Below are 26,810 nucleotides of genomic sequence, written 5' to 3' on the forward strand. Positions count from 1 at the left end.
TCAGCGGGGGAGCGGCACGTCCAGCTCGCCGGAGCGCACCATCCACTCGACGGCCTCGCGGGCCGCCTCCTCGCTCGTGTACCGGGGCGCGTAGCCGAGCACGTCCCTGGCCTTGTCGATGCTCGCCACGTGGCTGCGGCTGAGGTGCTCCCAGCTGGTGTCGGCGTGGTCCGCCTCGGTGCGTGCGCGGAACGCGTCCCAGTCGAGGTGCTCGAGCTCCGGCTCGCGGCCGAACCAGGCGGCCGCCGCCCGGGCGAACCCGCGCACGGACAGCGCGCGCTCGGAGACGGCGTGGAAGCTCTCGCCGACGCTCGTCTCGCGGTTCGCGATGGCGAGCTGCACGACCTGCGCGACGTCGTCGGCGTGCACGTGGTGCATCGTCTCGCTGCCGGATCCCGGCACCGCGAGGGGGCTCCCGGTGGCCAGCGCGGTCCACACCCCGGGGTCGAGGTTGCCGACCGGGGTGATCACGGGCCAGCCGCCGCCGCTGATGTGGCCGGGGTGCACGACCGTGGCGGGAACGCCGCCCGAGCGGGACTCGGCGATCAGGTAGCGCTCGATCTCCGCCTTCTGCACGCCGTACTCCCCGAACGGCTCCTTGGGGTCGTCCTCCCGCAGCGGCAGCGCGGCGCTGAGGCCGTGGGTCCAGATGCTGCCGATGTGCACGAGGTGCCGGACCCGACCGCGGAGCCCCTCGACGAGGTTGCGCGCGGACTCGGGGGTGAAGCAGACGAGGTCGACGACGACCTCGGGCGCGAGCGCCGCGATCCGGTCGGCGAAGGTGCCGGCGGCGTCCTCGGCGTCGCGGTCGACCTGCACGCGCTCCACGCGGTCCCACAGGGGCGACTCGCGGTACGGCTCGCGGGTCCCGCGGCTGACGGCGACGACGTCGTGGCCGGAATCGACGAGGCGGGGGACGAGGAAGGTCCCGATGTGGCCGGTGGCTCCGATGACGACGACGCGCATCCCGTCACCCTATCGGCGCGCCGGACGCCCGCCGCGCCCGAGGCTCAGATCCATCCCCGCTTCCGGAACGCCGCGTAGAGCACGACGCCCATCACGACCATGAGCCCGAGCGCGAGCGGGTACCCGTAGGTCCACCTCAGCTCCGGCATGTGCGTGAAGTTCATGCCGTAGATGGTGCCGACGAGCGTGGGCGCGAAGAGGATGGCCGCCCACGAGGAGATGCGCTTGACCTGGTCGTTCTGCGCGAGGCTCGTCTCGGTGAGCTTCTTCATCTCGTCGTTCTGCCGCTGGCCGACGAGCGTCGTGTGCACCGTGAGCGCGTTCTGCAGGAGCGTCCGGAACGCGTCGGCGCGCTCGGCGACGCGGATGACGTGGTCGTGCACGTCGCGGAAGCCGCGGCGGAGCTCGAGGTCCACCTCGCGCTCCTCGGCCCGGTGCCGCAGCTCGTCGAGCATGGCGCCGAGCGGGGCGGTGGCGCGCTGGAACGCGGTGACCTCGCGCATCAGCGCGTAGATGCGGCGCGAGACGTCGGGGTCGGCGCCGAATATCTGGTCCTCGATCTGGTCGACGTCGTCCTCGAGGCCCGAGGCGACCGGCCCGTACTCGTCGACGACCTGGTCGAGGATCGCGTAGAGGACGGCGGTCGGGCCGAGGGCGAGGAGGTCGCGGTCGCCCTCGAGCCGGTGGCGGACCGCCGCGAGGTCGGGCGACTCGGCGTGCCGGATCGTGACCACGAAGTCGGGCCCGACGAAGACGTGCAGCTCGCCGAACTCCACGCGCTCCTCGGCGTCGACGTAGCGGGCGGGACGCAGCACCACGAACCAGGTGTCGCCGTAGCGCTCCATCTTCGAGCGCTGGTGGCCGGTGAGCGCGTCCTCCACCGCGAGCGGGTGCAGGCCGAACTCGGCCGCGACGCGGTGGACCTCCGCGGGCTCCGGGCGGTACAGGCCGATCCACGCGAGGCCGTTGCGGGCGCGCATGACCTCGAACGTCTCGTCGAGGCTCTCGGGATCCGCCGTGCGGACCCCTCGGACGTACACGGCGCTGTCGACGACGGTCATGGGATCTCGCTCTCGGGTCGGGGGACCCGCGCGGGCCGAGTGCGACTGTAGCCCGTGACGTCCGGCGATCGCCGCGCGCCGACCGGGCGCGACCGGCGGTCGAGCGCCACGGGGCCGCGCCCCGAAAGAGGGGTGCCGCGAGCCGGACGCGGCGACACGCCCGGCCGTACTCTCGACGAGGCCCGCGAGGCGTCCCGTACCCCACCGGGACGGCGGGCCGACGAAGCGGAGCAGCACCATGGAAGACAACGGCGAGCGTCCTGTGCCGGCAGGCTGGTACCAGGCACCCGACGGCACGGTCAAGTACTGGGACGGCCAGCAGTGGCTGGCTCCTGCAGCTCCTCCAGTTGAGCCGGCAGCGGCAGAGGCAGCCCCGGCGGTCGCCCCGACCTCGCGCAGGCCGGCATCCAATCGGACCCGGTGGATCGCGGGTTCGGTCGCGGGAGTCCTGCTGGTCGGCGGCATCGGTGCCGGCGTGTCCGTGAAGCTCGGCCAGGATGCCCAGCGTGATCGCGAGGTCGCGGCTCAGCAGGCTGCCGATGCCGCTGAGAAGGTCCGGAGCGATGCCGCTGCTGCATCCGAGAAGGCGGAGAAGGAGGCGGACGACCGGGAGCGTGCCACTCGGGCCCTGTCCGTGGACGGGATACAGGAGAGCATCAAGAAGATGGCCGAGGGCCATGCCGCGGACGGACTCATCGACGGTCCCATCCTCGACGCGTCCTGCTCGCCTGTGGGCGGCGGCTCGACCGACGACCTGACGGAGACGACCACGGTCTTCGAGTGCTTCGTCTCCAGCGAAGACAACGGGGACGGCACCATGAGCGGGTACAACTACCACGCGACGATGAACTGGACTTCGGGCAGCTACACGTACGGACTAGGCAAGGACTGACGTCGACGCTCGGAACGCCTGCCCCGGGCTGCGAGTGCCCTCGCTTATGTCCCGTTTCCCGTCCCGCTCGATCGTGGGAGGCACGGGATCGGCCTCGGGAGCCCGGGAGCGACCGGCCCGGGAACGAGGAAGAGCCGGCCGGATCCTCGTGGATCCGACCGGCTCTCGTGTGTGTCCGAAGGGGGACTTGAACCCCCACGCCCTAATACGGGCACTAGCACCTCAAGCTAGCGCGTCTACCAATTCCGCCATCCGGACAGGATGTGCGGCTCGCCGTCTCCGGCTGCCGAGAGACGACATTAGCACGGCTCCAGGGCCCTCTCGACCACCGCCGGACCGGACGCCGTCGCCGGGCCTCGATAGCGTGGACCCATGACCGACACGCTGCCCGACGACCTCGACGCCACCGCGCGCATCGCCCGCGACCTCATCCGGTTCGACACCACCAACCACGGCGAGGGCCGGTCGGAGGGGGAGACGGAGGCCGCGGAGTACGTGGAGCAGCACCTCAAGGACATGGGGCTCGCCCCCGAGCTCATCGACGCCGCGCCGGGTCGCACGAGCGTCCTCGCGCGCATCCCCGGCCGCAACCGCGACAAGCCGGCGCTCGTCGTCCACGGCCACCTCGACGTGGTCCCGGCGGATCCCGCGAACTGGACCGTCGACCCCTTCGCGGGCGAGATCAAGGACGGCATGCTCTGGGGCCGCGGCGCGGTCGACATGAAGAACATGGACGCCATGATGATCACCGCGATGCAGGAGATCATCACGTCCGGCCGCGCGCCCGAGCGCGACATCGTCATGGCCTTCTTCTCGGACGAGGAGGCGGGCGGCGTGCTCGGCTCCGCGTACGTCGTCGAGAACCGGCCCGACTGGTTCGAGGGCGCGACCGAGGCCATCAGCGAGGTCGGCGGCTACTCCATCGACCTCGCCGGGAAGCGCGCCTACCTGCTGCAGACGGGCGAGAAGGCCCTCGTCTGGGTGCGGCTCGTCGCCACGGGCACCGCGGGCCACGGCTCCCAGGTCAACCGCGACAACGTCGTCACGCGGCTCGCGGGCGCCGTCGCGCGGATCGGCATGGAGGAGTGGCCCGTGCACCTCACCGACACGACGCGCCAGCTCCTCGACGAGATCGCCCGCATCGTGGGCCAGGACCCTCGGCAGGTGACGCCGGACGACCTCGCCATCGCCACGGGCACCGCCTCCAAGTTCATCGCCGCCACGCTCCGCACCACGACGAACCCGACGCTGCTCACCGCCGGCTACAAGCACAACGTGATCCCCGACACCGCCGAGGCGCTCGTCGACATCCGCGTGCTCCCCGGCGAGGAGGACGCGGTGCTCGCCCGCGTCCGCGAGCTCGCGGGGGACGGGGTCGACGTGCAGGTCGTGATCCAGGACGTGGGGCTCGAGAACCCGTTCGAGGGCCCCCTGGTGGACGCCATGGTGGCGACCCTCGGCGCGCACGACCCCGAGGCCGAGGTGCTGCCCTACATGCTCTCCGGCGGCACCGACAACAAGGCGCTCAGCCGGCTCGGCATCACGGGCTACGGGTTCGCGCCGCTGCGGCTGCCGGCCTCCATGGACTTCCCGGCGATGTTCCACGGCGTCGACGAGCGCGTCCCGCTCGACGCACTAGTCTTCGGGAGGCAGGTCCTGCGGGACCTCCTCCTCGACTACTAGTACCGAGCCCCAGGTGGGCCGTCCGACACTTGGAGCATCCGTTTGAGCTACCTCGAGGCGATCATCCTGGGCCTGGTCCAGGGATTGACCGAATTCCTGCCCGTCTCCTCGAGCGCCCACCTCCGCATCGCCGGCCTGTTCATGGGCGGCGACCCGGGTGCCACGTTCACCGCCATCACGCAGCTCGGCACCGAGCTCGCGGTCGTCGTGTTCTTCCGCAAGCGCATCGGCACGGTCCTCTCGGCCTGGTTCCGCTCGCTCCGCGGCGGGATGCCGAAGGGCGACCCGGACGTGCGCATGGGCTGGCTCGTCATCATCGGCACCATCCCCATCGGCATCGCGGGCTACCTGTTCCAGGACACGATCCGCTCCACGTTCCGCTCGCTGTGGATCGTCGCGATCGTCCTCATCGTCTTCGGCGTCCTGCTCGGCCTCGCCGACCGGTACAGCCGGAGCGACCGCCGCGAGGAGGACATGACCTACGGGCACGGCGTGAGCATCGGCGTCGCGCAGGCCCTCGCGCTCGTCCCCGGCGTCTCGCGCTCGGGCGCCACGACGACCGCCGCGCGGGCCTTCGGGTACGCCCGCCCGGTCGCCGCCGAGTACTCGTTCCTGCTCGCCGTGCCGGCCGTCTTCGGCAGCGGGCTCTACGAGCTCGTGAAGAGCTTCGACGAGACCGGGCAGGCGGGCGCCGGGCAGACGGCCGTCGCCACGCTCATCGCCTTCGTCGTCGGCCTCGCCGTCATCGCGGGCCTCATGCGCTACATCTCCACGCGCACCTTCATGCCGTTCGTGGTCTACCGCGTCGCCCTCGGCGCCGTGCTGCTCGTGCTCCTCGGCACGGGCACGATCGCGGCCTGATCCCGTGCGCGCCTGGTCACGCCCCGCCGTCCCCGCCGTCCCGGGGGAGCCGCCCGTCCCGTCCCTGTTCGACACGAGCACCGGATCCGTCCGGCCCGCCGAGTGCACGGGCGACGGCCGCGTGGGGCTGTACGTCTGCGGCATCACGCCGTACGACGCCACGCACCTCGGCCACGCCTCCACCTACCTCGCGTTCGACACGCTGCAGCGCGTGTGGCTCGACCGCGGGTACGACGTCGCCTACGTCCAGAACGTGACCGACGTCGACGACCCGCTGCTCGAGCGCGCGACGGCGACGGGCGTCGACTGGCGCGATCTCGCCGCCGAGCAGGTGGAGCTCTTCCGCACCGACATGGAGGCGCTCCGGATCCTCCCGCCCGACTCCTACGTCGGCGTCACCGAGGTCGTCGACGAGGTCGCGGCCGCCGTCGCGGAGCTCGTGCGCCGGGGCACCGCGTACCCGGTCGACACCCCCGACGCCGCCGAGCCCGGTGCGCGGGACCTCTACTTCGACGTCGCGCGGGCGGGGGAGACGGGACCGTGGTCCCTCGGCGACGAGAGCGGCTACGACCGCGCGACCATGGCCGTCCTCTCCGCCGAGCGCGGCGGCGACCCGGAGCGCGCGGGCAAGCGCGACCCGCTGGATCCGCTGCTGTGGCGTGCCGAGCGCGCGGGCGAGCCCGCGTGGGACAGCGTCGTCGGCCGCGGCCGACCCGGCTGGCACATCGAGTGCGCCGTCATCGCGCTGCGGAAGCTCGACCGGCCCGTCACCGTGCAGGGCGGCGGCAGCGACCTGATCTTCCCGCACCACGAGATGTCCGCCGGCCACGCGTCGGCGCTCACGGGCGAGGAGTTCGCGTGCGTCTACGCGCACACCGGCATGGTCGCGTACCAGGGCGAGAAGATGAGCAAGTCGCTCGGCAACCTCGTGCTCGTGTCGCGCCTGCGCGCGGCGGGCGTCGATCCGCGGGCCATCCGCCTCGCGCTCCTCGCGCAGCACCACCGCGCGGACTGGGAGTGGACGGACGCGCTCCTCGAGGAGTCCGTCGCCCGCCTCGCCGCCTGGGACGCCTGGGCGTCGGACGACGCGGATCCGCGCACGGCACCCGCCGTCGACGGCGCCGGCGACCTCGTGCAGCTCGTGCGCGAGCGCCTCGCCGACGACCTCGACACCCCGGGCGCGATCCTGCTGCTCGACCTCCGGGTCGCCACGGGCGTCCCCGCCACGCCGATCGAGGTGGACGCGGTCGACGCGCTGCTCGGCGTCCGGCTCGGGAGCCCGGCCGCCTGATCCGCGGCGCGTCCCGCGACCGGGCCGCCGGGTCCTACTGGTCCTTGGGGTCCTTCGGCCGCCACGGCTCGTCCGGCCGGTCGTCGCCGCGACCGCGCGGCCCGTCGTCCCGGCGCAGGTACCGCTCGAACTCCTGCGCGATGGCCTCGCCGCTCGCCTCGGGGGAGTCGACCGTGTCGCGGGCCTGCTCGAGCTGCTGGATGTAGGACGCCATGTCCTCGTCCTCGCCCGCGAGCTGGTCGACGCCGGCCTCCCAGGTGGCGGCCTCCTCGACGAGCTCGCCGCGCGGGATCACCACGTCGACCATCTCCTCGAGCTTGTCGATGAGCGCGAGCGTGGCCTTCGGCGACGGCGCGCTGTGCACGTAGTGCGGCACGGACGCCCAGAGCGAGACCGTGGGCAGGCCCATCTCCTCCGCGCGCTGGGCGATGATGCTGAGGATCCCGACCGGGCCCTCGTACGTGCTCCGCTCGATGCCGAGCTCGGCGCGGACGCCGGCGTTCTCGCTCGAGGAGTAGACGGAGATGGGGCGCGTGTGCGGCACGTCGGCCAGCAGCGCACCGAGCAGCACGACGCCCTCGACGCCGCGGGCGCGCGCCGCGTCGAGCACCTCGGCGGTGAACGCCGTCCAGTGCCGGGACGGCTCGACGCCCAGGAGGAGGTGGATGCTGCCGCCGTTGTCGCCGCTCACGCCGAGCTGGGCGTCGGCGGCGAGGTCCTGCGCGGGTCGACGCGGCTGCTTCGGGCCGTAGAGCGTGGCGCCCGGCCACTCGAGCTCGCGCGTGCCGTCCTCCGCGAAGCCGATGGTGGGGCGGTTGAACTGGAAGTCGAAGTAGTCCTCGGGATCCACCGACGACACCGCCTCGAGGTCGAGCAGCTCCTTCAACGCCCGGACCGCTCCGCTGGCTGCCTCGCCCGCGTCGTTCCAGCCCTCGAAGGCGACGACCAGCAGCCGTCCGCTCACGAACCTCTCGGCATCCGCCACGTGTCTCCCGTCCCGTGCTGCAGGTCTCGACGTCACCCGGCCGGCGGTCGTCGGACAAGCTTAGGACGCGCCGCCCACCGATAGACTCGCTCCCCGTGATCAGCAACAGACCCGCGGCCGTCCTCTGGGACATGGACGGCACCATCGTGGACACGGAGCCCTACTGGATGGTGGCGGAGCAGGAGCTGGTCGGCTCGTTCGGCGGCACGTGGACCCACGAGGACGGCCTCCGACTCATCGGCAACGGCCTGCCGGACTCGGCGCGCATCCTCCAGGCGGCAGGCGTCGACCTGCCCGTGGACGAGATCATCGGGCGCCTCAGCGACCGCGTCATGGAGCAGATCCTCGTCGAGGTGCCGTGGCGCCCGGGTGCGCGCGAGCTCCTCCGCGGGATCCGCGACGCCGGCGTCCCCACCGCGCTCGTCACCATGTCCATCGGCCGCATGGCCCGCCAGGTCGCCGAGGCCGTCCCGTTCGACGCGTTCGACCGCGTGGTCGCCGGCGACGACGTGACGCACAGCAAGCCCCACCCCGAGGCCTACCTCACCGCCGCCCGCCTGCTCGGCGTCGACGTCCGCGACTGCGTCGCCATCGAGGACTCCGCCCCCGGCGTCGCCTCCGCGGCCGCCTCCGGCGCCACGGTGATCGCCGTGCCGCATCACGTCCCGCTCCCGGCGGACGACGCGTACGTCCTCTGGGACACCCTCGCCGGCCGCTCGCTCGCCGACGTCGAGGCCGCGCACGCCGACCGCCGCGCGCGCGCCGCGTCCGCTTCCGCCGCGACCCGGGACGGGGTGCGCGCATGACCGTCGACACCTCGGCCGCGCGCTTCAGCGGCCCCTTCCGCGCGGGCGACCGCGTCCAGCTCACCGGCCCGAAGGGCCGCCTCAACACGATCCTGCTCGAGCCCGGCAAGGTGTTCCACACCCACCGCGGCATGATCGACCACGACGACCTCATCGGCCTGCCCGACGGCAGCGTCGTCACCAACAGCGCCGGCATCGAGTGCCTCGCGCTCCGGCCGCTCCTCTCGGACGTCGTCATGTCGATGCCGCGGGGCGCCGCGATCATCTACCCGAAGGACGCCGCGCAGATCCTCGGCCTCGCCGACGTGTTCCCCGGCGCGACCGTCGTCGAGGCGGGCGTCGGATCCGGCGCCCTCTCGATGTGGCTGCTCCGCGCCCTCGGCCCGACCGGCACGCTGCTCTCCTTCGAGCGCCGCGAGGAGTTCGCGGACGTCGCCCGCGGCAACGTCGCGAGCTACTTCGGACACAGCCCGGAGAACTGGTCCATCACGCTCGGCGACCTCGCCGAGGCGCTGCCGACCGTCACCGAGCCGCACTCGGTCGACCGGGTCGTGCTCGACATGCTGGCCCCGTGGGAGTGCGTCGACGCGGTCGCCGAGGCGCTCACGCCGGGCGGCGTGCTGCTCTGCTACGTCGCGACCGTCACGCAGCTCTCGCGCGTCGCCGAGGCGCTCCGCGACACGGGCCTCTTCACGAACCCGGACGCGAGCGAGACCATGATCCGCGGCTGGCACGTCGAGGGCCTCGCGGTCCGCCCCGAGCACCGCATGATCGGGCACACCGGCTTCCTCATCACGGCCCGCCGCCTGGCGCCCGGATCCGTCCTGCCGCAGCTCAAGCGCCGCGCGTCGAAGTCCGACTTCAGCGACGAGGACATGGAGGCGTGGACCCCCGGATCTCTCGGGGAGCGCCGCGTGAGCGACAAGGTGCTGCGCAAGCGCGTCCGCATCGCGGAGCACGGCGCGGAGCTCGCGGGCGCGCGGGACGCGGGCGACGAGGGCGGCCCGGCCGTCCCCGCCGACGCGGCCGACGCGGCCGGGCCCGCCGACCCCAGCGCCTAGGATGACAGGGCCGATCACGCGGGTGCGTGCCGGCCGCCCCCACCATCGAAAGAGGAGTCACGTGCGCCGTTCCGCCGCGCTCACCGTCTGCGCAGGGCTCGTCCTGTCGCTCGCCGCCTGCGCCCCGTCCGGGTCCGGATCCGATGCGGCGTCCGACTGCACGCCCCTCGCCCGGTCCGGCAGCTCGTCGAGCACGGTCTCGGCCACGGGCGACGTCGGCAGCGCGCCGGAGTCGGTCACGTTCCCCACGCCGCTGAAGCCCGCGGACGTCGAGGTCTCGACACTCGTCGAGGGCGACGGTCCCCGGGTGCAGTCGCGCCAGGGCATCACGGCCGCCGCCTCTATCGTCGACGGGACGACGGGCGACACCCTCGCCCAGTACGCGCGCATCTCCCCGAACTCCCGCACCACGGGCTCGGACGTGTTCACCACCGCCTCGCTCCGGGAGGGCCTGCCCTACCTCGAGGAGGCCATGGAGTGCATGCCGGTCGGCTCGCGCCTCGCCGTGGCCGTCCCGGTCGCCACGGTGTTCCCGGGCCAGGACCTCTCCGCCCAGGGCCTCGAGCCCACGGACGGCCTCGTCCTCGTCGTCGACATCACGTCGTCCTACCCCGAGCGCGCGACGGGCGATCCCCAGCCCGCGCAGGCCGGCTTCCCCTCCGTCGTCACCACCGACGACGGCATCCCCGGCGTGACCATCCCGCCGAGCACCCCGCCCGCCGAGTACCGCGACGCCCTGCTCCGCGCGGGCGACGGCGACGAGGTGGCCGAGGGCGACGTCGTCACGATGCAGTACACGGGCGTCGTCTGGGGCACGAGCACGTCGGCCGAGAGGCAGGCCGTGTTCGGATCGAGCTGGACCGGCGGCGGACCGCTGCAGGTGCCGGCCACGGCCAGCGCGGGCGGCGCGTCCGCCGGCGCGCAGGCGCTCGTCGTCACGCCGGGGCTCGCGAAGGCGCTCGTCGGCAAGCACGTCGGCGACCAGGTCATCGCGGTCGTCCCCCCGGGCGACGGCTTCGGCGACCAGGCGGCCCCGAAGGTGCCCGCCGGTTCCACGCTCGTCTACGTGGTGGATATCCTCGGGACGAGCAAGCAGAGCAAGTAACGTCGCATCGCCACCGGCCGGGGGCTGCACCACCGTGAGGACCACCGCGTGCCAGGAACATCCCGCCGTCCGACCGTGCCGGTCGAGGAGCGCCTCTTCAGCCTCGTGCTGGCGCTGCTCGCCACCGAGCAGGGGCTGACCAAGAACGAGGTCCTCTCCAGCGTCCAGGGCTACCGCCAGCGGTACGCCGCGGGCGGGGACAACGCCAACCTCGAGCGCCAGTTCGAGCGCGACAAGGACGACATCCGCGACCTCGGCGTCCCGCTCGAGACGGTCGAGGCGCCAGGCCAGGAGGGGAACAACCAGCTCCTGCGCTACCGGATCCCGCGCGGCGCCTACGAGCTCCCGGCCGACCTCTCCTTCACCCCCGAGGAGACGACGCTCCTCAACCTCGCGGCCATGGTGTGGCGCGAGGGCTCGCTCTCGGGGGAGTCGCGGCGGGCGCTCATCAAGCTCCGCTCGCTCGGCGTGGAGTCGGACGACCCGGTCATCGGCTACGCACCCCGCCTGCGCACGCGCGAGGCGGCGTTCGCGCCGCTGAGCGTGGCCCTCGAGCGGCACGTCCTCGTCACCTTCGGCTACCTCAAGCCGGGCGAGCGCCTGCCGCGGATCCGCACGGTGGCGCCGCTCGCGCTCGTGCAGCACCAGGGGCGCTGGCACCTGCACGGCATCGACCAGGACGCGCAGGGGCCCCGGACGTTCCTCCTGTCCCGCATCGTCGACCGCGTCCGCGTCACGAGCCGCGGCTTCACCCCGGAGGGCGAGGACCACGCCGAGCGCGCCCTCGCCGACCTCGACCGGGTGTGGGCCAACGGCGTGGGTGAGGTGGCGGTGGCACCCGGATCGGATGCCGAGATCCGCCTCCGCCGGCGCCGCGGCACCGAGGACCTGGGCGACGGCCGCCTGCGCGTCCACTACTCGGACACCAACCTGTTCGCGGACGAGGTGGCCGGCTTCGGGCCCGAAGCGCGCGTCATCGCCCCGCCCCGGCTCCGGGACGCCGTCCGCTCCCGACTCGCCGAGACCATCGCCGCCCACCGTGAGGACGCCTCGTGACCGACCGCGCCGCGCCGCTCCAGGCGCAGGACAAGCTGGCGTTCCTGCTGGCGCTCGTGCCGTACCTCACCGACCACGGCCGGGTCAGCGTCAGCCAGGCAGCGGCCCACTTCCGGGTGCCGCCCGAGCAGATCCGCCAGGCCGTGCGCCTCATCGCGGTCTCCGGCGTGCCCGGCTCCACCGCGTCGTACCAGCACGGCGACCTGTTCGACATCGCGTGGGACGACTTCGAGGACAACGACCAGATCGTCATCACGCACATGGTCGCGATCGACGACTCGCCGCGCTTCTCCGCGCGGGAGGCGGCCGCGCTCATCGCCGGGCTCCAGTACGTGTCGTCCCAGGCGGACGCGAGCGACCTCGACCTCGTGGGCCAGCTCATGGCGAAGCTCGCGCGCGGGTCGTCGGCGAGTCCCAGCCAGGTCGCCGTGGCGGCGGGCGGCGGCGACGGCACGCGGGAGGACCTCCGCCGCGCCATCGCCGACGAGCGCCGCGTGGAGTTCGACTACCGGAGCCCGCGGGGCGGCACGGAGCGCCGGGTCGTGGATCCGCTCCGCCTCGAGTCGATGGACGAGGACTGGTACCTGCGCGGCTGGGACCTGGCCCGCGGCGCCGTCCGTACCTTCCGCCTCGACCGCCTCGATGAGCTCGTCGTCACCGACCTCCCGCCGGAGCACCGGCCGCAGGACGTGGTGCTCGGCGACACGCTGTTCGAGCCGAGCCCCGACGACCTGCGCGTGACGCTCGAGGTCGCGGAGGGCGCGGTGCCGCTGCTCGGCGACTTCGTGGGCGACGAGCGACCGGTGCCCGTCGCGGGCCGGCCCGGTCGCGTGTCCGTCACCGTCCGCGTCGCGCACTACCAGGGCCTCGTGCGCCTGGTCGCGGGCATGGCGGGCGTCGTGGTCGTCACCTCGCCCCCCGAGGCGCGCCGGGCCGTGGCCGAGTGGGCCGAGCGCGCCGCGGCCGCGTACGACGACGCGGACTGACCCGCACCGAGCGCTCCGGGGCGCGGCTCCGAAGACCGGGCACCGGGAGGTCCACGTGCGCCAGCGGACAGGCGATGGGAACTCCAGGTGAATCGCACCGCCGCACCGGGCGTCGCGGGCCCCGCGCCGTTAGACTCATCGCGGATCCCGACACCGACTGTCCGGCCCCCGACCTGAAGGAACGTGAACCACATGCTCGGAAACCTGACCGGATGGCACCTCGTCATCATCCTCGTCGTCATCGTGCTGCTCTTCGGTTCGACCAAGCTGCCGGCCCTCGCGAAAAGCGTGGGCCAGTCCATGCGCATCTTCAAGGGCGAGGTGAAGACCATGAAGGAGGAGAGTGGCTCCGACCGCCGCGACGACCTCCGCGACGAGGACCGCCGCCGCGAGGACGACCGCGCCCGCGACGCCGCGCCGCGCGACTACGTCCGCCCCGGCGAGACCCGCGTCGACGAGCCCCGCTACGACGCCCCGCGCTACGACTCCCCGCGCGACGGCGGGGACTCCCGCCCCCGCGCCTGATCCGTGAGCACCACGGAGCGTCCACGCCAGAGGAAGCGGGACGCCGAGGGACGCATGTCCCTCGTCCAGCACCTGGTCGAGCTCAAGAAGCGCCTGTTCATCGCGGGCATCGCCATCCTGCTCGCGATGGTGGCGGGCTGGTTCCTCTCCTCGTTCGTGCTCGAGGCGCTCCGGCAGCCCATCGAGACGATCAACGCGGAGCAGGGGCGGAACGCCAGCCTCAACTTCCCCACCATCACGTCCGCGTTCGACCTGCGCCTGCAGATCGCGCTGTACGTGGGCCTCATCATCTCGAGCCCCGTATGGCTCTACCAGATCTTCGCCTTCCTGGTGCCCGGCCTCACGAAGAGGGAGCGTCGCTACACGTTCGGGTTCTTCTTCTCCGCGGTGCCGCTGTTCCTCGGCGGATGCGCGGCCGGATGGTTCGTGCTGCCGCACATCGTCGCGCTGCTCACGCAGTTCGCCGGTGACGGGGACTCGTCCTTCATCACGGCGCGCGAGTACTTCGACTTCGTCCTGAAGCTCGTGTTCGCGGTGGGCATCGCGTTCGTCCTGCCGGTGTTCCTGGTGCTGTTCAACTTCATGGGCATCCTGTCGGGCGTCACGATCATCAGGTCGTGGCGCATCGCGATCTTGCTGATCATCCTGTTCTGCGCGATCGCGACGCCGGCCGCGGACGTCATGTCGATGTTCCTGCTGGCCATCCCCATGACGCTGCTCTACCTGGTCGCCGCCGGCATCGCGCTGCTGAACGACCGCCACCGCGCGCGTCGGGACGCGAAGCTCGCCGCCGACCTCATGTCCTGAGCGACGCCGACGCCGACGCCCGTCCCGCGAGGGGCGGGCGTCGGCGCGTCCGCACCCGGACGACGTGCGGATCCGGAGCCTAGGATGGCGGCATCGTGACAGACCAGCTCTCGCCCGCCGAACGGTACGCCGCCTCCCGAACCCGACGGAGCCTCCCGCTCCTGGAGTCGTTCGCGAGCGGTCTCCGCTTCGACCTCGATCCCTTCCAGCGCGCCGCCGCGGAGTCCCTCGAGAACGGACGCAGCGTCCTCGTCGCCGCGCCGACCGGCGCGGGCAAGACCGTCGTCGCGGAGTTCGCCGTCTACCTCGCCATGCAGCGGCCGAGCGCGAAGATCTTCTACACGGCGCCCATGAAGGCGCTCAGCAACCAGAAGTACGCCGAGCTCGTGGCCGCGTACGGGCCGGACGAGGTGGGCCTCCTCACGGGCGACACCAACGTCAACAGCCGCGCGCGCATCGTCGTCATGACGACCGAGGTGCTGCGCAACATGCTCTACGCCGACTCCGACCTGCTCCGCGACCTCGCGTTCGTGGTCATGGACGAGGTGCACTACCTGGCCGACCGCTTCCGCGGCGCGGTGTGGGAGGAGGTCATCATCCACCTCCCGCAGAGCGTGCGCATGATCTCCCTGAGCGCCACGGTCTCGAACGCCGAGGAGTTCGGCGACTGGCTTCAGGCCGTCCGCGGCGAGACCGACGTCATCGTCTCGGAGGAGCGGCCCGTGCCGCTCGAGCAGCACGTCATCGTCCGGCAGCGCATGGTCGACCTCTTCGACTCCTCGGGCCTCGCGGCGACGCACCGCGTGAACCCCGAGCTCGTGCGCATGACGCACGGCGGCGGCCGGGAGGCCGTCCGCGTGCGCGGCGGGCAGGTCCAAGGCCGCGGACGCGCGGGAGCCGGCGGCGGATCCGGCCGGCGCGCGCCCGGGCCGTGGGACCGCGGGCGCATGGACCGCCCCGAGGTCGTCGCCCTCCTCGAGGAGCGCAACCTCCTGCCCGCCATCTTCTTCATCTTCAGCCGCGCCGGCTGCGACGCCGCCGTCAAGCAGGTGCTCCGCGCCGGCGTGCGGCTGACGCACGCCCACGAGCGCGACGAGATCCGCGCCGTCGTGGAGGAGCGCTGCCGCACGCTGCGCGACGAGGACCTCGCCGTCCTCGGCTACTGGGAGTGGCTCGAGGGCCTCGAGCGCGGTGTCGCCGCGCACCACGCCGGCATGCTGCCCGCCTTCAAGGAGGTCGTGGAGGAGCTGTTCCAGCGGAAGCTCGTGAAGGCCGTGTTCGCGACGGAGACGCTCGCGCTCGGGATCAACATGCCCGCGCGCACCGTCGTCCTGGAGCAGCTGGAGAAGTTCAACGGCGAGGCGCGCGTGCCGCTCACGCCCGGCGAGTACACGCAGCTCACGGGACGTGCGGGCCGCCGCGGCATCGACGTCGAGGGCCACGCGGTCATCCAGTGGAAGGACGGGCTGGATCCGCAGGCCGTCGCCTCGCTCGCCTCCCGCCGCACCTACCCCCTCAACTCCAGCTTCCGGCCGACGTACAACATGGCCGTGAACCTCATCGACCAGTTCGGGCGCGAGCGCACGCGCGAGGTGCTGGAGTCGTCCTTCGCGCAGTTCCAGGCCGACCGCGCCGTCGTCGACCTCGCGCGCAAGGTCCGCACGCAGGAGGAGTCGCTCGCCGGCTACGAGAAGGCGATGGTCTGCCACCTCGGCGACTTCCGCGAGTACTCGGGGCTCCGCCGCGAGCTCAGCGACCTCGAGCGCGCCACCGCCGCCCGCGCCGACATGCAGCAGCCCGGCCAGCACGGCGAGCGCGACAAGCGCCAGCGCCAGCTCGCCGACCTGCGCCGCCGCATGAAGGCGCACCCCTGCCACGCGTGCAAGGACCGCGAGTCGCACGCGCGCTGGGCGGAGCGCTGGTGGCGCCTGAAGAAGCAGACGGACGCGCTCGGCCAGCAGATCCGCAGCCGCACCAACGCCGTCGCCAAGGTCTTCGACCGCGTCACGGAGCTGCTGCTGTCCCTCGGCTACCTGAAGCGCGACGCGGACGGCCAGGTCGCGCCCACGCCGAACGGGCGGATGCTCAAGCGCATCTACGGCGACCGCGACCTGCTCGTGGCCGAGTGCCTGCGCACGCAGGTCTGGGTGGACCTCGACCCGGCCGGCCTCGCCGCCATGGCCGCGTCGCTCGTCTACCAGCCGCGTCGCGACGAGGGCGACCGCAACGAGCGGAACCTCCCGCGCGGCGCGTTCCGTTCCGCGCTCGACCGCACCGAGGAGATCTGGTCCCGGCTCGACGACATCGAGCGCGAGCGGCGCCTGCCCACCACCGAGCCCCTGTCCACCGGGCTCTGCGCGCCGATGCACCGCTGGGCGCGCGGCGGCAGCCTCGACATCGTGCTCGACGAGGCCGACCTCGCCGCGGGCGACTTCGTGCGCTGGACCAAGCAGACCATCGACCTGCTCGACCAGCTGTCGATCGTGGCGGACGGGCCCGTGTCCCGGAACGCCCGCACGGCGCTCGACAGCATCCGACGCGGCATCGTCGCGTACTCGTCGGTGTGACGGCGGTCGCCCGCGCTCCCCGCCGGGAGCGCACCTCCGTCCCGCCCGCGCCGACCCTCGCCGATGCGTCGCCGATCCGCCCCCCGATGCCGCTCTGGGGCGCCCTCCTCCTCGCCGCGCTCTCCGGGCCCGTGCTCGACGCGGCCTTCCCGGACCGCGGCCTGTGGCCGCTCGTGTTCCCGGGGATCGCCCTCGTGCTCGTGGCGCTGCGCGGCCGCCGTGCGGGGCCCGCGTTCCTCGTCGGGCTCGTGGCCGGGCTCGCCTTCTACCTGACCCACATCGAGTGGGCGTCGCTGTACCTCGGCCCGGTGCCGTGGATCGCCCTGTCGGCGCTCGAGTCGCTCTTCGTCGCGACCGGCGCGGTGGCCCTCGCGACCGCGACGCGCTGGATCCCGCGGGCCTTCCCGACGGTCGTCGGCCGCGTGGTGCTGCTGCCCGTCGTCGTCGCCGGGCTCTGGACCGCCCGCGAGGCGATCTCCGCGGTCTGGCCCTACGGCGGCTTCGCGTGGGGGAGGGTGTCGCTCTCGCAGTCCGAGAGCCCGTTCGCGCACCTCGTCACGTGGCTCGGCCTGTCCGGGCTCTCCTTCGTGCTCGTGCTCCTCGTGGCGCTCGCCCTGGAGCTCGCGGCCGAGGGACGGGTGCGGGTGTCCGCCCGCGCGCTCGTCGCGGGGATCGCCGTCGGGCTCGTGCTCGCCGTCCCCGCCTTCCCCGTCGCCACGACGGGGACCACGCGCGTCGCAGCCGTGCAGGGCAACGCCAAGGCCGGGTACTTCGACGGCGCGCGCTACGGGGACATCCTGCGCGCGCACCTCGCCGCGACGGCCGAGATCCGGGCCGATGAGGGCATCGACATGGTGGTGTGGCCGGAGAACGCGGCGGACGCGGATCCGCTGCGGGATCCGGGCTCCGCCGCGGCCCTCGACCGCGTGGTCGCGCGCCTCGGGGCGCCGCTCGTCGTCGGCACGGTCACCGAGCGCGACGGCCGCTTCTACAACGAGTCGCTCGTCTGGACCGGGGGAGGGGCGACCGACTTCTACGACAAGAAGCACCCCGTCCCGTTCGGCGAGTACGTGCCCGACCGCGCGTTCTGGGAGCCGTTCGCGCCCGACCTCATCGGACTGATCCAGCGCGAGTACTCGCCGGGCACGACCGACCAGGTCATGGACGTCGCGAGCGTCACCGCGGGCATCGCCATCTGCTTCGACATCGTCGACGACCAGCTGACGACCGACATGGTCGACGAGGGCGCGGACATCATCCTCGCGCAGTCCAACAACGCGGACTTCGGCCGCACCGACGAGAGCGTGCAGCAGCTCGCGATCGCGCGCATGCGGGCGCTCGAGACCGGCCGCAGCGTCGTCAACATCTCGACGGTCGGCACGAGCGCGGTCGTCGGCCCCGATGGTCGCGACCTCGACCGGCTGCCGTGGTTCACGGCCGGCTCGCTGGTGGTGGACGTGCCGACCGCGGACGTCGTCACGCCGGCGATCCGCGTCGGGCGCGACATCGAGTGGCTCGTGTCGGGTCTGGGGCTGGGCGCGCTGGCCGTGGCCGGGATCGCGCTGGGCCGACGCGGGCGGCGCGCCGCGCGCTGATCCAGCGGAGCAGCCGGCACACAGAGGAGCACCCCCCGGCGATGCCGAGGGGTGCTCCGGACGTACGCGAGCGGAGGGGCCGGGTCAGGCGCCGATGCGGTGCTGACCGCGCCGCGCGCGGAGGGTGGCGAGGCGCTCCTCGAGGAGCTCCTCCAGCTCGGCGCGCGTCCGGCGCTCGAGCAGCATGTCCCAGTGGCTCCGGGGGACCTTCGCCTCGACCTCGTCGTGGGCGACGGGCGCGCCCTCGGAGTCGAGCAGGCGACCCTCCTGTCCGCTCTTCGGCGACTCCCACACCTCGGGGACGTCGGCCTCCGCCGAGAACACGACCTCGAATGTGGTTCCGTCCGCCGTGCGGTACGTCTTCCTCTGCCGGGGGGAGAAGCTGACGCCCTCCTCGCTCTGCAGGCTCGTGGACCCGAGCCGCATCCCGCGCAAGCTGCGATCTGCCATGGTGGTCTCCTCTCGCGATGCACTCCCCGTTGTAAACCGCGCGGCTGTGAGGATCCTTTCTCAGGAGACCCGGTTCCCAGGCGAATCCCAGCCCCCGCGTGCAAGCGCGGCGAGGGCCAGATCGGGTCGGTCCGTCACGACGCCGTGGACGCCCGCCCGGACCAGGCGGATCACGTCGTCGGGGTCGTCGACCGTCCAGACGTGCACCTCGCGGACGGCGGCGGCGAGCCGGGAGACCATCGCGGGGGACACGGTGCCGATCCCGAGCACCCGAGGGGGCATCTGCACGGCGTCGACGCCGCGGAGGGCGAGCCGGACCACGGGCGCGAGGCCGAGGCGCGCGCCGAGGACCGCGAGCACGAGCCGCCCCGCGTCGGCGGACGTCGCGACGCCGGGAAGGAGGCCGACCGCGCGGCGCCGACGGGAGCCGGAGAACGAGGTGACGAGCACCCGGCCGACGGCGTCGGCGTCGCGGATCGCGCGGGCCGCGGCGGCCGCGGCGTCCCGTCCCTTCACGTCGACGTTCACCCGCGCCTCGGGCAGCGCCTCCAGCAGCTCCGACAGCGTGGCCACGCGGGCGCCGGATCCGAGGTCGAGCGCCCGGAGGTCCGCCAGCGTCGCGTCCCGCACGCGTCCCGGGCCACCCGTGATGCGGCGGAGGTCGGCGTCGTGCCACAGGACGCACGCGCCGTCCGCGGTGACGTGCACGTCGGTCTCGAGGTGCGTGACCCCGAGCTCCCACGCGGCCAGGAAGGCGCCGAGCGTGTTCTCGACGGCGCCGGATCCTGTCCAGCCGCGGTGTGCGAGCACGCGCGGCACGGCGCCGTCGAAGTAGGCGGCGCGGGTCACGGTCGGCGGTCGTCGTCGGGTCGCGCGGGGGCGTCGTCCTCGCCCGGGAGCGCCGCCACGGGAGCGTCCTCGAGCGGGAGCGCGCGCAGCAGCGCCGGTCGCACGACGCCGAGCAGGGCGGCCGCGGCGGCCACGCCCACGACCACCTGCAGCCACCAGGGGGCCCCGACGGTCCCCGACAGCAGGGCGCTGAGCGCCGCGCCGCCGCCGCACAGCGCGGCGAGGTCCAGGCGGCGCATCTCGACGACGACGAGGACCACGATGACCGCCAACCAGACGATCCAGGCGCTCTCGTCGAGGAGGACCGTCACCCGCTGCTCCCTCGCTCCGCCGACCGGACGCCCCCGAACCTAGTCCACCGTGCGGATCGCGGGCGGTAGGCTCTCAGGGCCGTGCGTCCGGGGTCCCGCCCGCGCGAACCGGCCCGTCTCGTCCCTCGCCGGACGACCCGTCGCGCGCCATCGGCCGCGCCTACCTGAGGAGTACCGCTGTGAGCACCGTCGACGAGATCCGCCCCTTCGCCCCCGATGAGCTCCGCGGCCGCCGCGCCCTCGTGACCGGCTCCTCGCGCGGCATCGGCGCCGACACCGTCGCGTACCTCGCGGACGCGGGCGCCGACGTCGTCGTCAACTACCGCAACAAGGCCGCGCGGGCGGAGAAGCTCGTGGCCAAGCTCGTCGAGGGGGGCACGAAGGCCATCGCGGTCGGCGCGGACCTCACCGACCCGGAGTCCGTCGACCGCCTCATGGCGACCGTGCGCGCCGAGCTCGGCGGCCTCGACGTGCTCGTGCTCAACGCGTCCGGCGGCATGGAGAGCGGCATGGCCGAGGACTACGCCATGACCCTCAACCGCGACGCGCAGCTCGACGTGCTCCGGAGCGCGCTGCCGCTCATGTCCGAGGGCGGCCGGGTCGTCTTCGTCACGAGCCACCAGGCGCACTTCATCCGCACCACGCCGACGATGCCCGAGTACGAGGGCGTCGCCCGCAGCAAGCGCGCGGGCGAGGACGCCCTGCGCGAGCTCCTGCCCGAGCTCGACGCCCGGGGCATCGGCTTCGTCGTCGTCTCCGGGGACATGATCGAGGGCACCATCACCGCGACGCTCCTCGGCCGCATGAACCCCGAGGCGATCCAGCAGCGCAAGGAGGCGTCGGGCGGCCTCTACAACGTCTCGCAGTTCGCGGCCGAGGTCGCGCGCGCGGTGGTCGACCCGATCCCGGCGGACCACACCCGCCTCGTCGGCGACACGGGCAGCTTCCAGCCCGAGTGACCCGGGGAGGGGCGACGCCCCGGGGCTAGGCTCGATCCGATGAAGACCACGGATCTCGACCTCCTCACCTCCGTCTCCCGCCCCGCCGTCTCGCCTGACGGCCGCCTGGCCGTCGTCTCCGTGACGCGGCCGCGGGTGCATGCCGACGCGTACACCGGCCAGCTGTGGGAGGTGAGGACGGACGGCTCCGCGCCGCCGCGCCGCATCACCCGCGGCTTCCGCGACACCGCCCCGCGGCTCTCGCCGGACGGGCAGGTGATCGCGTTCCTGCGGGCCGAGCCGAAGTGCCCGCCGCAGCTGCACGTCGTGGGCGCCACGGGCGGCGAGCCGATCGCCCTCACCGACGAGCTCCTCGGCGTCGGCGCCTTCGACTGGTCGCCCGACGGCACCCGCATCGTCTACGCGGCGCGCGTCGCCGAGCCCGGGCGGTACGGCAGCGTCGAGGGCGTGTCGTCCGCGGCCGAGCCGGCGCGGCGGATCACGACCACGAAGTACCTGGCCAACGGCCTCGGCTGGTCGACCGACCGGCATGTGCAGCTGGCCCTGGTCGGGGTGCCGGAGCTCGACGGGGAGCCGTTCGCGGCCGCCGTCGCGTCCGGCTACCCCGACGCTGCGGATCCCGCCGTGCGCGGCGTCGGCGCGGACGCGACCCCGTCCGCCGCCGAGCGCGCGGGCGTCGGCCCCGTCGTCCGCCTCACCGACGAGCCCGTCGACCACGACGCACCGCGGTTCTCCGCCGACGGCAGCGAGGTCCTGTTCGTCACCGCCCGCCACGAGCGCCGTGACGACGACCTCGTCACCGGCGTCTACGCGGTCGCGGTCCCCGCACCGGGTGACGCGCCCGCCGGGATCCCCGAGGTCCGGACCGTCGTCTCGCACGAGGCGGGGCTCGGGATCGGCGAGGCCGCCTCCGTCGAGGGCGGACGCCTGTACCTCCTCGCGCAGGAGCTGGGGGAGTCGGGCGTCGACTTCGTGGCGCGCAACACCGCGCTCTACGTGCTCGACGCCGGTGACGCCACCCCGCGGGTGCTCACCGACGCCGAGACGATCGACCTCGGCGGCAGCGGCATCACGGTCGAGGACCGCGACGCCGTCCTCGTGCTCAACGCCTCCCGCGGCACCGTGCAGCTCCTGCGGGTCACCGCGGACGGCACCGTCGAGGCGCTGGTGGACGACCAGGTGGAGGTCACCGGGGTCGGCATCGGGGGAGGGACCGTGGTCGTGGCGCTCACCGACCCCCGCACGCACGGCGACCTCGCGCTCGTCCGCACCGACCGGGCGCCCGACGCGGCGTCCGCCCTCGAGCCGCTCACCGACTTCTCGGCCGCGCTGCGCGAGACGGGGATCCGCCCGCTGCACGAGCTCGTGGTCGACGGCCGCGACGGCTACCCGGTGCACGGCTGGGTCGTGCTGCCCGAGGGGGAGGGGCCGCACCCCGTCCTCCTCGTCATCCACGGCGGGCCGTACGCGGCGTACGGCGTGCACCTCTTCGACGAGGCCCAGGTCTACGCCGACGCCGGATACGCCGTGCTGCTCTGCAACCCGCGCGGCGCCGCCGGCTACGGCCAGGAGCACGGCCGCGTCATCAAGGAGCGGATGGGGACCGTCGACATGCACGACGTCCTCGACTTCCTCGACGGCGCGATCGCCGTGCACGACTCCATCGACGGCTCCCGCGCGGGGATCATGGGCGGCTCCTACGGCGGCTACCTCACGGCCTGGACCATCGCGCACGAGCACCGCTTCCAGGGCGCCATCGTCGAGCGCGGCTTCCTCGACCCGGAGCTGTTCACGGGCACCTCCGACATCGGCACCTTCTTCGGGGAGGAGTACACCGGGCACGACGCCGCGGTCCGCCTCGCGCAGAGCCCGCAGGCGGTCGCGCACCAGGTGCGGACGCCCACGTTCGTGGTCCACTCCGAGGACGACCTCCGCTGCCCGCTGTCGCAGGCGGAGCGGTACCACCTGGCGCTCGTGCGCGCCAGCGTCGAGACCGAGATGCTCGTCTTCCCGGGCGAGGACCACGAGCTGAGCCGCTCCGGCCGGCCGCGCCACCGGGTCCAGCGCTTCGAGGCGATCCTCGACTGGTGGGCCCGGCACCTGCCGGTCGCCGGCGACGCCCGATGACCGACGGCGAGGTCGTGCGGCACGTCCGCGACACGGCGCGCATCCTGCTCGTCGACGAGCGCGAGCGCCTGCTGCTGTTCCTCACGAACTACTCGACGAACGTCGACCTGCCGCCGCGCTGGCTGACGCCCGGCGGCGGCATCGACCCGGGCGAGACGCCGGCGGTGGCCGCCCGGCGGGAGCTGTTCGAGGAGACGGGCCTCCGGGTCGACTCCGTCGGCGAGCCGGTCTGGGAGCACGACTACGCGCGCCGGCGCATCGACGGGGGTCTCGACGTCGGGCATTCGACGTTCTACCTGGTGCGCGCCGACGCGTTCGCGCCCGTGTCGGACAACTGGATGCCCGACGAGTTCGACGACATCCACGCGCACCGGTGGTTCGCGCTCGACGAGCTCGCGGCGACGGTCGATCCCGTCGAGCCCGCGGAGCTCGTGGAGGTCGCGCGTCAGGTGCTGTCCCGCGGCGTCTGAGGCGGCCGATCGGTCGTCGGATCGGCGGGCTCCGTGGTGCTCGCCGTCCCCCGTGCATTGGGGCCCCGACGGGAGTAGAAGCGCCGGTTCGTCTTCCCCGCATCGTCCCGTACGGGCGTCGTGACCATGTGGACGGCGGCCGGTCGACGTCGCGCATCCAGGCGCGTGCGGCACCACTCCAGGATCTGCTCGGACGTCGTCTCGCCGTCCGGCGCGTCGGTGCGCCTGCGGATGCAACTCTGTTCTGCGTCAGCGGCGCGCGCAGCGGCCCTCAGTGCGGTTACAGCCTCCTGCCTGTGTTCCGCGATCCCGACCTGACTCCTGGCGAACGTGTTGCCGTAAATAACCTGGGGAATGAGACCGTCGGGCCAGGTGATTCAGGCGGTCTTGTTTGCGCCCCTGACGGGCGCGCCTACGGCATCCTGAGCGGCGGCCTCACGACCGCAGGAGATTACCGCCCCAAGCTGATCTACACGCCGATTGGTCTCTTTTTCGAGCACATCCCTGAGCGCTATTCGATAGCCCCCGCGAACACTTATGGCAACTCGCATCTTTGACGCGCGGTGAGCAGCGCGACAATGATCGGCCGGTCTTCTCACACGATGTCAGAGTGGCTAGGTGAACGGGCTGCCGCGTGACGTCCTCAGTAGCTACTACATGAAGTGACAAGCGATGCGGTCGCCTTGGCCATCAGTTGCCGATGCCGCATCATCCCCATCACATTGGTGCGCTCAGGCCGAACCGAGGCCCCCGGGAATCCCTGGGCACCTTCGTTCGTCGGCCCATCGACGGCGTGAAGGTTGTCAAGGTTCGTCGCGAGCTGCCCGTGATGAACGATGCTGCGTTGCACCTCTCGCCGCATGTTCTCCTGCGCCGATAATGCACATTATGTCACACACTCCGGGTCGGGTGACTTCGGGTTGCGCCGTCGCCGGCGTACTCGACACCCGCAGGACGTCAGCGAGCGGCACCGCGTGCGCTCAACGCTCGATGAGACGCCCCGGGGCACTTCGTGGAACAGGCCACGGTCGAGCTCACCATGGCAGCTGGCGCAGCCGAGGCGGAGGACAGGGCATGTGCACAGCGACGCTCTACCCCACTGCCCCCTACCGTACGGTGTGGCCCGACACGGAAGCCGACATCCCGTCGGAACCCTGATGAAAGGTGACTCGTGCGACACGTCTCAATCCCTACAATCTCGCTCTTGAGCAGGCCGAATGCCGATTCACGGCGGGTTCTGCCCCTCGTTGCCGTCGTGGGCATCTTGTCTATCGTCGGCTCGCTCGCCATGACCCCCGGTGAAGCACATGCCGCGACGAAGCGGGACACCGACACGATTGCAAGCAGCCTGAAGTCCGGGACGCTGCCAGAGGACATCGTCAGCGGACGCATCTCCGTTGAGGAGCTAGTGGACGCGAACCTCGCCTCCCGTGCCGTAACGACGTCGCATTTCAGCCGCGACGAATTGACCCGCGAGGTAACAAAGGAAGTCGAGGCCCTCAAGGCAGGACACCTGGAGGAGGTCTCAGGTGTCAACGCTGGCAGCCGCGCCACCGGAGATCCCCTCGGGACGAACCTCAGTGTGTGGAAGAAGTTCAAGCACTTGTTCAAGCACTGGTTCACCGTGACGCTCGACACGTCAGTCGTCCTCACCATTGCATCGGGCGGATCAGCTGGAGCCGCAGCCGGGGCCACGGCTCTTGCAGCTATGGGCTCCGTGGCATGGGCCATTGTTTACGCGGGCATAGCCGCAGGCACTGGAGTGCTCGCCGGCGTCGCCATCTATTGCCATGCCAACGGATACCCGAAAATGCAAATCACTGTCCCGGATCTCAAGAACAGTCACTGCTTGGGGTGATCCCTCGACGAGCTTTCGACTGACAGTTCCGTTCGGTCACCCATTTTCGGGCATGCACACGCCACATACGACTGAGGCGTAGTCGGAATTACGTGAGTGTGCCGCGTAGCGGGCCCCTGCAAGACAAGGTCGAACAGCTCGCGGCCGACTACGTCGTGGCCATCGACTCCGTGGACGCAACGAACGACGAGACCCAGCGCGAGATCGCGAAGCTCCGGGAGCGGGCGGAGCAGCAGACGCGGAAGGCACGCGGCGACGCCGAGCAGGCCATCGCACGCATGCTCGATGCCGGTGCCAGCCCCGCCGAAGTAGTAGCGCGCGTCGGCATCACCGCGCGCGAGGTCAGGAAGACAACCCGAGCCACCCCTTCGTCCGCCCCGATCGCCATCGGCGACGCCTGGTCTCCACCGTCCTGGCGCCATCTCGATCGGAACGGCCGAGCGAGTTCTAGCGATACGACTGGTCAGCCCGATCCCTGGGCCCGGCCGAGTCCCTTCCCCAGGCGACCGTCCTCGTGGTCGACCTGATCGGTCTCTCTTACCCCGAAGCGCTTCCTACCCTCGACCTGAGGGTCTGGTGCGACGTCGATCTCCACACGGCCACCCGCCGCGACATCGCACGCGACAAGGGTCTCGGCCGCGATCACGAGCCGCTGTGGCACGAGGTCTGGGTCCCGAACGAGATCGACTTCGCCGCACGCTTCGCTCCCCGAGTGGCCGCAAATGTCCTCTACTGCTCGTCTCGGTAGAGGATCCCCTTCCGGACAGCTGTGCTGGGCTCAGACTCGCTGAGTTGCGGTGCTGGTCGTCGGGAGGTTAATGGTGTCGCCGTCCCAGGAGAGGTCGTCGTCTTCGGCGACTTCGTAGGCCTCGAAGCGGTTGTCGGCGAGGATCGCGTCGATCAGGGCACGCGTGCCTCCGATGACGGTGGAGTCGAAGTCGATCTCGGCGCCGAGGGCCCACGCGTGGTCGTCGGGCCACAGGAGCTCGAGGGAGATGGTTCCGAGGCCGTCGATGTGGTCGGGGTCCATGGCCGCGGCCCATGCGGGGTCGCCGAGCTCGTCGATGTCGGTGCGGGCGAGGACGTAGCGGCGTCCGCCTCCGTCGAGCACGCGAGCGCGAGGGAGGCCCTGGCCGTGGCTGCCCTCCCAGAAGCCGGCGGTGAGGTCGTCGGGCGTCGAGGTCGCGGCCCCGAGGAGAGGCGCGAGCGCGGCGATCACCGCAGGGTCGAGCCACCCGACGTCGCTCGTGGTGTCCTCGATCGGGTCGTCGAGCCCGAGCAGGCGGCCCCACTGCACTAGCCGGTGCATGGTCCGCCCGTGATGTGCGGCGACATCTGCCCAGCGACGTGTCGACCAGGATCCGTCGAGCGTCGGCTGGCGGAACAGCTCGTCGTCGGGGAGGGGATGCAGGATGCGCACGTAGGCCTCGAATTCGGCTCCTGCGGTCTCGCTGACGGAGCCGGTGCCCTCGTCCATGCGGTGCACCAACCACGTGCCACGCTCGATGCCGTCGGTGATGTGCATGTCTGGAGAGTGTC

Annotated in this window: 26 protein-coding genes and 1 tRNA gene; 19 read left to right on the forward strand and 8 right to left on the reverse strand. The window is 72.4% G+C overall.

The window, feature by feature from the left end; all coding sequences use genetic code 11:
* Both QFZ62_RS01460 and QFZ62_RS01465 read right to left on the reverse strand, forming a co-directional pair.
* On the reverse strand, positions 1-966 hold the full coding sequence (locus tag QFZ62_RS01460; RefSeq protein ID WP_307500984.1) for an NAD(P)-dependent oxidoreductase: 966 nt from the start codon (positions 964-966) through the stop codon (positions 1-3).
* Positions 967-1,010: 44 nt separating this feature from the next.
* Positions 1,011-2,027, reverse strand: a complete 1,017-nt coding sequence (locus QFZ62_RS01465; protein ID WP_307500985.1) for a magnesium and cobalt transport protein CorA — start codon at positions 2,025-2,027, stop codon at positions 1,011-1,013.
* 238 nt (positions 2,028-2,265) lie between these two features.
* On the opposite strand from QFZ62_RS01465, the gene QFZ62_RS01470 reads away from it, so the two are divergent.
* Positions 2,266-2,919, forward strand: a complete 654-nt coding sequence (locus tag QFZ62_RS01470; protein ID WP_307500986.1) for a DUF2510 domain-containing protein — start codon at positions 2,266-2,268, stop codon at positions 2,917-2,919.
* Positions 2,920-3,091: 172 nt separating this feature from the next.
* Here QFZ62_RS01470 and QFZ62_RS01475 read toward each other — a convergent pair.
* Positions 3,092-3,177 (reverse strand) — tRNA-Leu (locus tag QFZ62_RS01475).
* Between the two features lie 114 nt (positions 3,178-3,291).
* Here QFZ62_RS01475 and QFZ62_RS01480 point away from each other — a divergent pair.
* The 3 genes from QFZ62_RS01480 to mshC are packed head-to-tail and all read left to right on the forward strand — an operon-like array spanning position 3,292 to position 6,754.
* A complete protein-coding gene (locus tag QFZ62_RS01480) occupies positions 3,292-4,602 on the forward strand; it encodes a M20/M25/M40 family metallo-hydrolase (protein WP_307500987.1) in 1,311 nt (436 codons plus the stop codon).
* A gap of 42 nt (positions 4,603-4,644) precedes the next feature.
* A complete protein-coding gene (locus QFZ62_RS01485) occupies positions 4,645-5,463 on the forward strand; it encodes an undecaprenyl-diphosphate phosphatase (protein WP_307500988.1) in 819 nt (272 codons plus the stop codon).
* 4 nt (positions 5,464-5,467) lie between these two features.
* Positions 5,468-6,754 (forward strand): cysteine--1-D-myo-inosityl 2-amino-2-deoxy-alpha-D-glucopyranoside ligase, encoded by a 1,287-nt coding sequence (mshC, locus tag QFZ62_RS01490; RefSeq protein WP_307500989.1) that lies wholly within the window; start codon positions 5,468-5,470, stop codon positions 6,752-6,754.
* A 34-nt stretch (positions 6,755-6,788) separates the two neighbouring features.
* Here the strand turns inward: mshC and QFZ62_RS01495 are convergent, their stop codons facing one another.
* Positions 6,789-7,739 carry a PAC2 family protein gene (locus QFZ62_RS01495; protein ID WP_307500990.1) on the reverse strand — a complete coding sequence of 317 codons (951 nt, stop codon included), beginning with the start codon at positions 7,737-7,739 and terminating at the stop codon, positions 6,789-6,791.
* 95 nt (positions 7,740-7,834) lie between these two features.
* On the opposite strand from QFZ62_RS01495, the gene QFZ62_RS01500 reads away from it, so the two are divergent.
* The 9 genes from QFZ62_RS01500 (at position 7,835) to lnt (ending at position 18,247) form a co-directional block, all read left to right on the forward strand.
* Complete coding sequence (locus QFZ62_RS01500) at positions 7,835-8,545, forward strand: HAD family phosphatase (RefSeq protein WP_307500991.1); 711 nt, start codon at positions 7,835-7,837, stop codon at positions 8,543-8,545.
* Positions 8,542-9,606, forward strand: coding sequence for a tRNA (adenine-N1)-methyltransferase (locus QFZ62_RS01505; protein ID WP_307500992.1), 1,065 nt, complete (start codon positions 8,542-8,544; stop codon positions 9,604-9,606). The genes QFZ62_RS01500 and QFZ62_RS01505 overlap by 4 nt, the downstream gene beginning before the upstream one ends.
* 61 nt (positions 9,607-9,667) lie before the next feature.
* Positions 9,668-10,711 (forward strand): FKBP-type peptidyl-prolyl cis-trans isomerase, encoded by a 1,044-nt coding sequence (locus tag QFZ62_RS01510; protein ID WP_307500993.1) that lies wholly within the window; start codon positions 9,668-9,670, stop codon positions 10,709-10,711.
* 48 nt (positions 10,712-10,759) lie between these two features.
* Positions 10,760-11,767 (forward strand): YafY family protein, encoded by a 1,008-nt coding sequence (locus QFZ62_RS01515; protein WP_307500994.1) that lies wholly within the window; start codon positions 10,760-10,762, stop codon positions 11,765-11,767.
* Positions 11,764-12,753 carry a YafY family protein gene (locus tag QFZ62_RS01520; protein WP_307500995.1) on the forward strand — a complete coding sequence of 330 codons (990 nt, stop codon included), beginning with the start codon at positions 11,764-11,766 and terminating at the stop codon, positions 12,751-12,753. The genes QFZ62_RS01515 and QFZ62_RS01520 overlap by 4 nt, the downstream gene beginning before the upstream one ends.
* Before the next feature lie 192 nt (positions 12,754-12,945).
* Positions 12,946-13,278 carry a Sec-independent protein translocase subunit TatA gene (tatA, locus tag QFZ62_RS01525; protein ID WP_307500996.1) on the forward strand — a complete coding sequence of 111 codons (333 nt, stop codon included), beginning with the start codon at positions 12,946-12,948 and terminating at the stop codon, positions 13,276-13,278.
* Between the two features lie 54 nt (positions 13,279-13,332).
* Positions 13,333-14,085: a twin-arginine translocase subunit TatC gene (gene tatC / locus QFZ62_RS01530; protein WP_307500997.1), complete on the forward strand. Its 753-nt coding sequence runs from the start codon at positions 13,333-13,335 to the stop codon at positions 14,083-14,085.
* Positions 14,086-14,180: 95 nt separating this feature from the next.
* Positions 14,181-16,652 carry an RNA helicase gene (locus tag QFZ62_RS01535; RefSeq protein ID WP_307500998.1) on the forward strand — a complete coding sequence of 824 codons (2,472 nt, stop codon included), beginning with the start codon at positions 14,181-14,183 and terminating at the stop codon, positions 16,650-16,652.
* 86 nt (positions 16,653-16,738) lie between these two features.
* A complete protein-coding gene (gene lnt, locus QFZ62_RS01540; RefSeq protein ID WP_307500999.1) occupies positions 16,739-18,247 on the forward strand; it encodes an apolipoprotein N-acyltransferase in 1,509 nt (502 codons plus the stop codon).
* Between the two features lie 84 nt (positions 18,248-18,331).
* On the opposite strand, the gene QFZ62_RS01545 is transcribed toward lnt, so the two are convergent.
* The 3 genes from QFZ62_RS01545 to QFZ62_RS01555 are packed head-to-tail and all read right to left on the reverse strand — an operon-like array spanning position 18,332 to position 19,857.
* Positions 18,332-18,697, reverse strand: a complete 366-nt coding sequence (locus QFZ62_RS01545; RefSeq protein WP_307501000.1) for an RNA polymerase-binding protein RbpA — start codon at positions 18,695-18,697, stop codon at positions 18,332-18,334.
* Between the two features lie 60 nt (positions 18,698-18,757).
* Positions 18,758-19,546, reverse strand: a complete 789-nt coding sequence (locus QFZ62_RS01550; RefSeq protein ID WP_307501001.1) for a glycerophosphodiester phosphodiesterase family protein — start codon at positions 19,544-19,546, stop codon at positions 18,758-18,760.
* The gene (locus QFZ62_RS01555) at positions 19,543-19,857 is read right to left on the reverse strand and encodes a hypothetical protein (protein ID WP_307501002.1); all 315 of its coding nucleotides are present in this window, start codon (positions 19,855-19,857) and stop codon (positions 19,543-19,545) included. Before QFZ62_RS01555 ends, QFZ62_RS01550 begins: the two co-directional genes overlap by 4 nt.
* Before the next feature lie 179 nt (positions 19,858-20,036).
* Here QFZ62_RS01555 and QFZ62_RS01560 point away from each other — a divergent pair, with 179 nt between their 5' ends.
* From QFZ62_RS01560 to QFZ62_RS01585, 6 genes are all read left to right on the forward strand, one after another.
* On the forward strand, positions 20,037-20,816 hold the full coding sequence (locus tag QFZ62_RS01560; RefSeq protein ID WP_307501003.1) for an SDR family oxidoreductase: 780 nt from the start codon (positions 20,037-20,039) through the stop codon (positions 20,814-20,816).
* A gap of 39 nt (positions 20,817-20,855) precedes the next feature.
* Positions 20,856-22,943, forward strand: a complete 2,088-nt coding sequence (locus QFZ62_RS01565) for a S9 family peptidase (RefSeq protein WP_307501004.1) — start codon at positions 20,856-20,858, stop codon at positions 22,941-22,943.
* Entirely contained in the window at positions 22,940-23,413 is a 474-nt protein-coding gene (locus QFZ62_RS01570; RefSeq protein ID WP_307501005.1) for an NUDIX hydrolase, read from the forward strand. The genes QFZ62_RS01565 and QFZ62_RS01570 overlap by 4 nt, the downstream gene beginning before the upstream one ends.
* 296 nt (positions 23,414-23,709) lie before the next feature.
* Complete coding sequence (locus QFZ62_RS01575) at positions 23,710-23,970, forward strand: hypothetical protein (protein WP_307501006.1); 261 nt, start codon at positions 23,710-23,712, stop codon at positions 23,968-23,970.
* Between the two features lie 647 nt (positions 23,971-24,617).
* Entirely contained in the window at positions 24,618-25,271 is a 654-nt protein-coding gene (locus QFZ62_RS01580; protein ID WP_307501007.1) for a hypothetical protein, read from the forward strand.
* Between the two features lie 514 nt (positions 25,272-25,785).
* On the forward strand, positions 25,786-26,019 hold the full coding sequence (locus QFZ62_RS01585; protein WP_307501008.1) for a hypothetical protein: 234 nt from the start codon (positions 25,786-25,788) through the stop codon (positions 26,017-26,019).
* A gap of 30 nt (positions 26,020-26,049) precedes the next feature.
* Here QFZ62_RS01585 and QFZ62_RS01590 read toward each other — a convergent pair whose 3' ends face one another.
* The gene (locus QFZ62_RS01590; protein WP_307501009.1) at positions 26,050-26,796 is read right to left on the reverse strand and encodes a hypothetical protein; all 747 of its coding nucleotides are present in this window, start codon (positions 26,794-26,796) and stop codon (positions 26,050-26,052) included.
* Positions 26,797-26,810 lie beyond the last annotated feature (14 nt).

Source organism: Clavibacter sp. B3I6 (genome assembly GCF_030816895.1).
In the GTDB taxonomy this organism is placed as follows: Bacteria; Actinomycetota; Actinomycetes; order Actinomycetales; family Microbacteriaceae; genus Clavibacter.

What these genes read in the sequence shown, in the direction of transcription:
- QFZ62_RS01460 (WP_307500984.1), bottom strand. Translation starts at nt 966, where the DNA reads ATGCGCGTCGTCGTCATCGGAGCCACCGGCCACATCGGGACCTTCCTC.
- QFZ62_RS01465 (WP_307500985.1), bottom strand. Translation starts at nt 2,027, where the DNA reads ATGACCGTCGTCGACAGCGCCGTGTACGTCCGAGGGGTCCGCACGGCG.
- QFZ62_RS01470 (WP_307500986.1), top strand. Translation starts at nt 2,266, where the DNA reads ATGGAAGACAACGGCGAGCGTCCTGTGCCGGCAGGCTGGTACCAGGCA.
- QFZ62_RS01480 (WP_307500987.1), top strand. Translation starts at nt 3,292, where the DNA reads ATGACCGACACGCTGCCCGACGACCTCGACGCCACCGCGCGCATCGCC.
- QFZ62_RS01505 (WP_307500992.1), top strand. Translation starts at nt 8,542, where the DNA reads ATGACCGTCGACACCTCGGCCGCGCGCTTCAGCGGCCCCTTCCGCGCG.
- tatA (WP_307500996.1), top strand. Translation starts at nt 12,946, where the DNA reads ATGCTCGGAAACCTGACCGGATGGCACCTCGTCATCATCCTCGTCGTC.
- tatC (WP_307500997.1), top strand. Translation starts at nt 13,333, where the DNA reads ATGTCCCTCGTCCAGCACCTGGTCGAGCTCAAGAAGCGCCTGTTCATC.
- lnt (WP_307500999.1), top strand. Translation starts at nt 16,739, where the DNA reads ATGCCGCTCTGGGGCGCCCTCCTCCTCGCCGCGCTCTCCGGGCCCGTG.
- QFZ62_RS01545 (WP_307501000.1), bottom strand. Translation starts at nt 18,697, where the DNA reads ATGGCAGATCGCAGCTTGCGCGGGATGCGGCTCGGGTCCACGAGCCTG.
- QFZ62_RS01565 (WP_307501004.1), top strand. Translation starts at nt 20,856, where the DNA reads ATGAAGACCACGGATCTCGACCTCCTCACCTCCGTCTCCCGCCCCGCC.
- QFZ62_RS01570 (WP_307501005.1), top strand. Translation starts at nt 22,940, where the DNA reads ATGACCGACGGCGAGGTCGTGCGGCACGTCCGCGACACGGCGCGCATC.
- QFZ62_RS01590 (WP_307501009.1), bottom strand. Translation starts at nt 26,796, where the DNA reads ATGCACATCACCGACGGCATCGAGCGTGGCACGTGGTTGGTGCACCGC.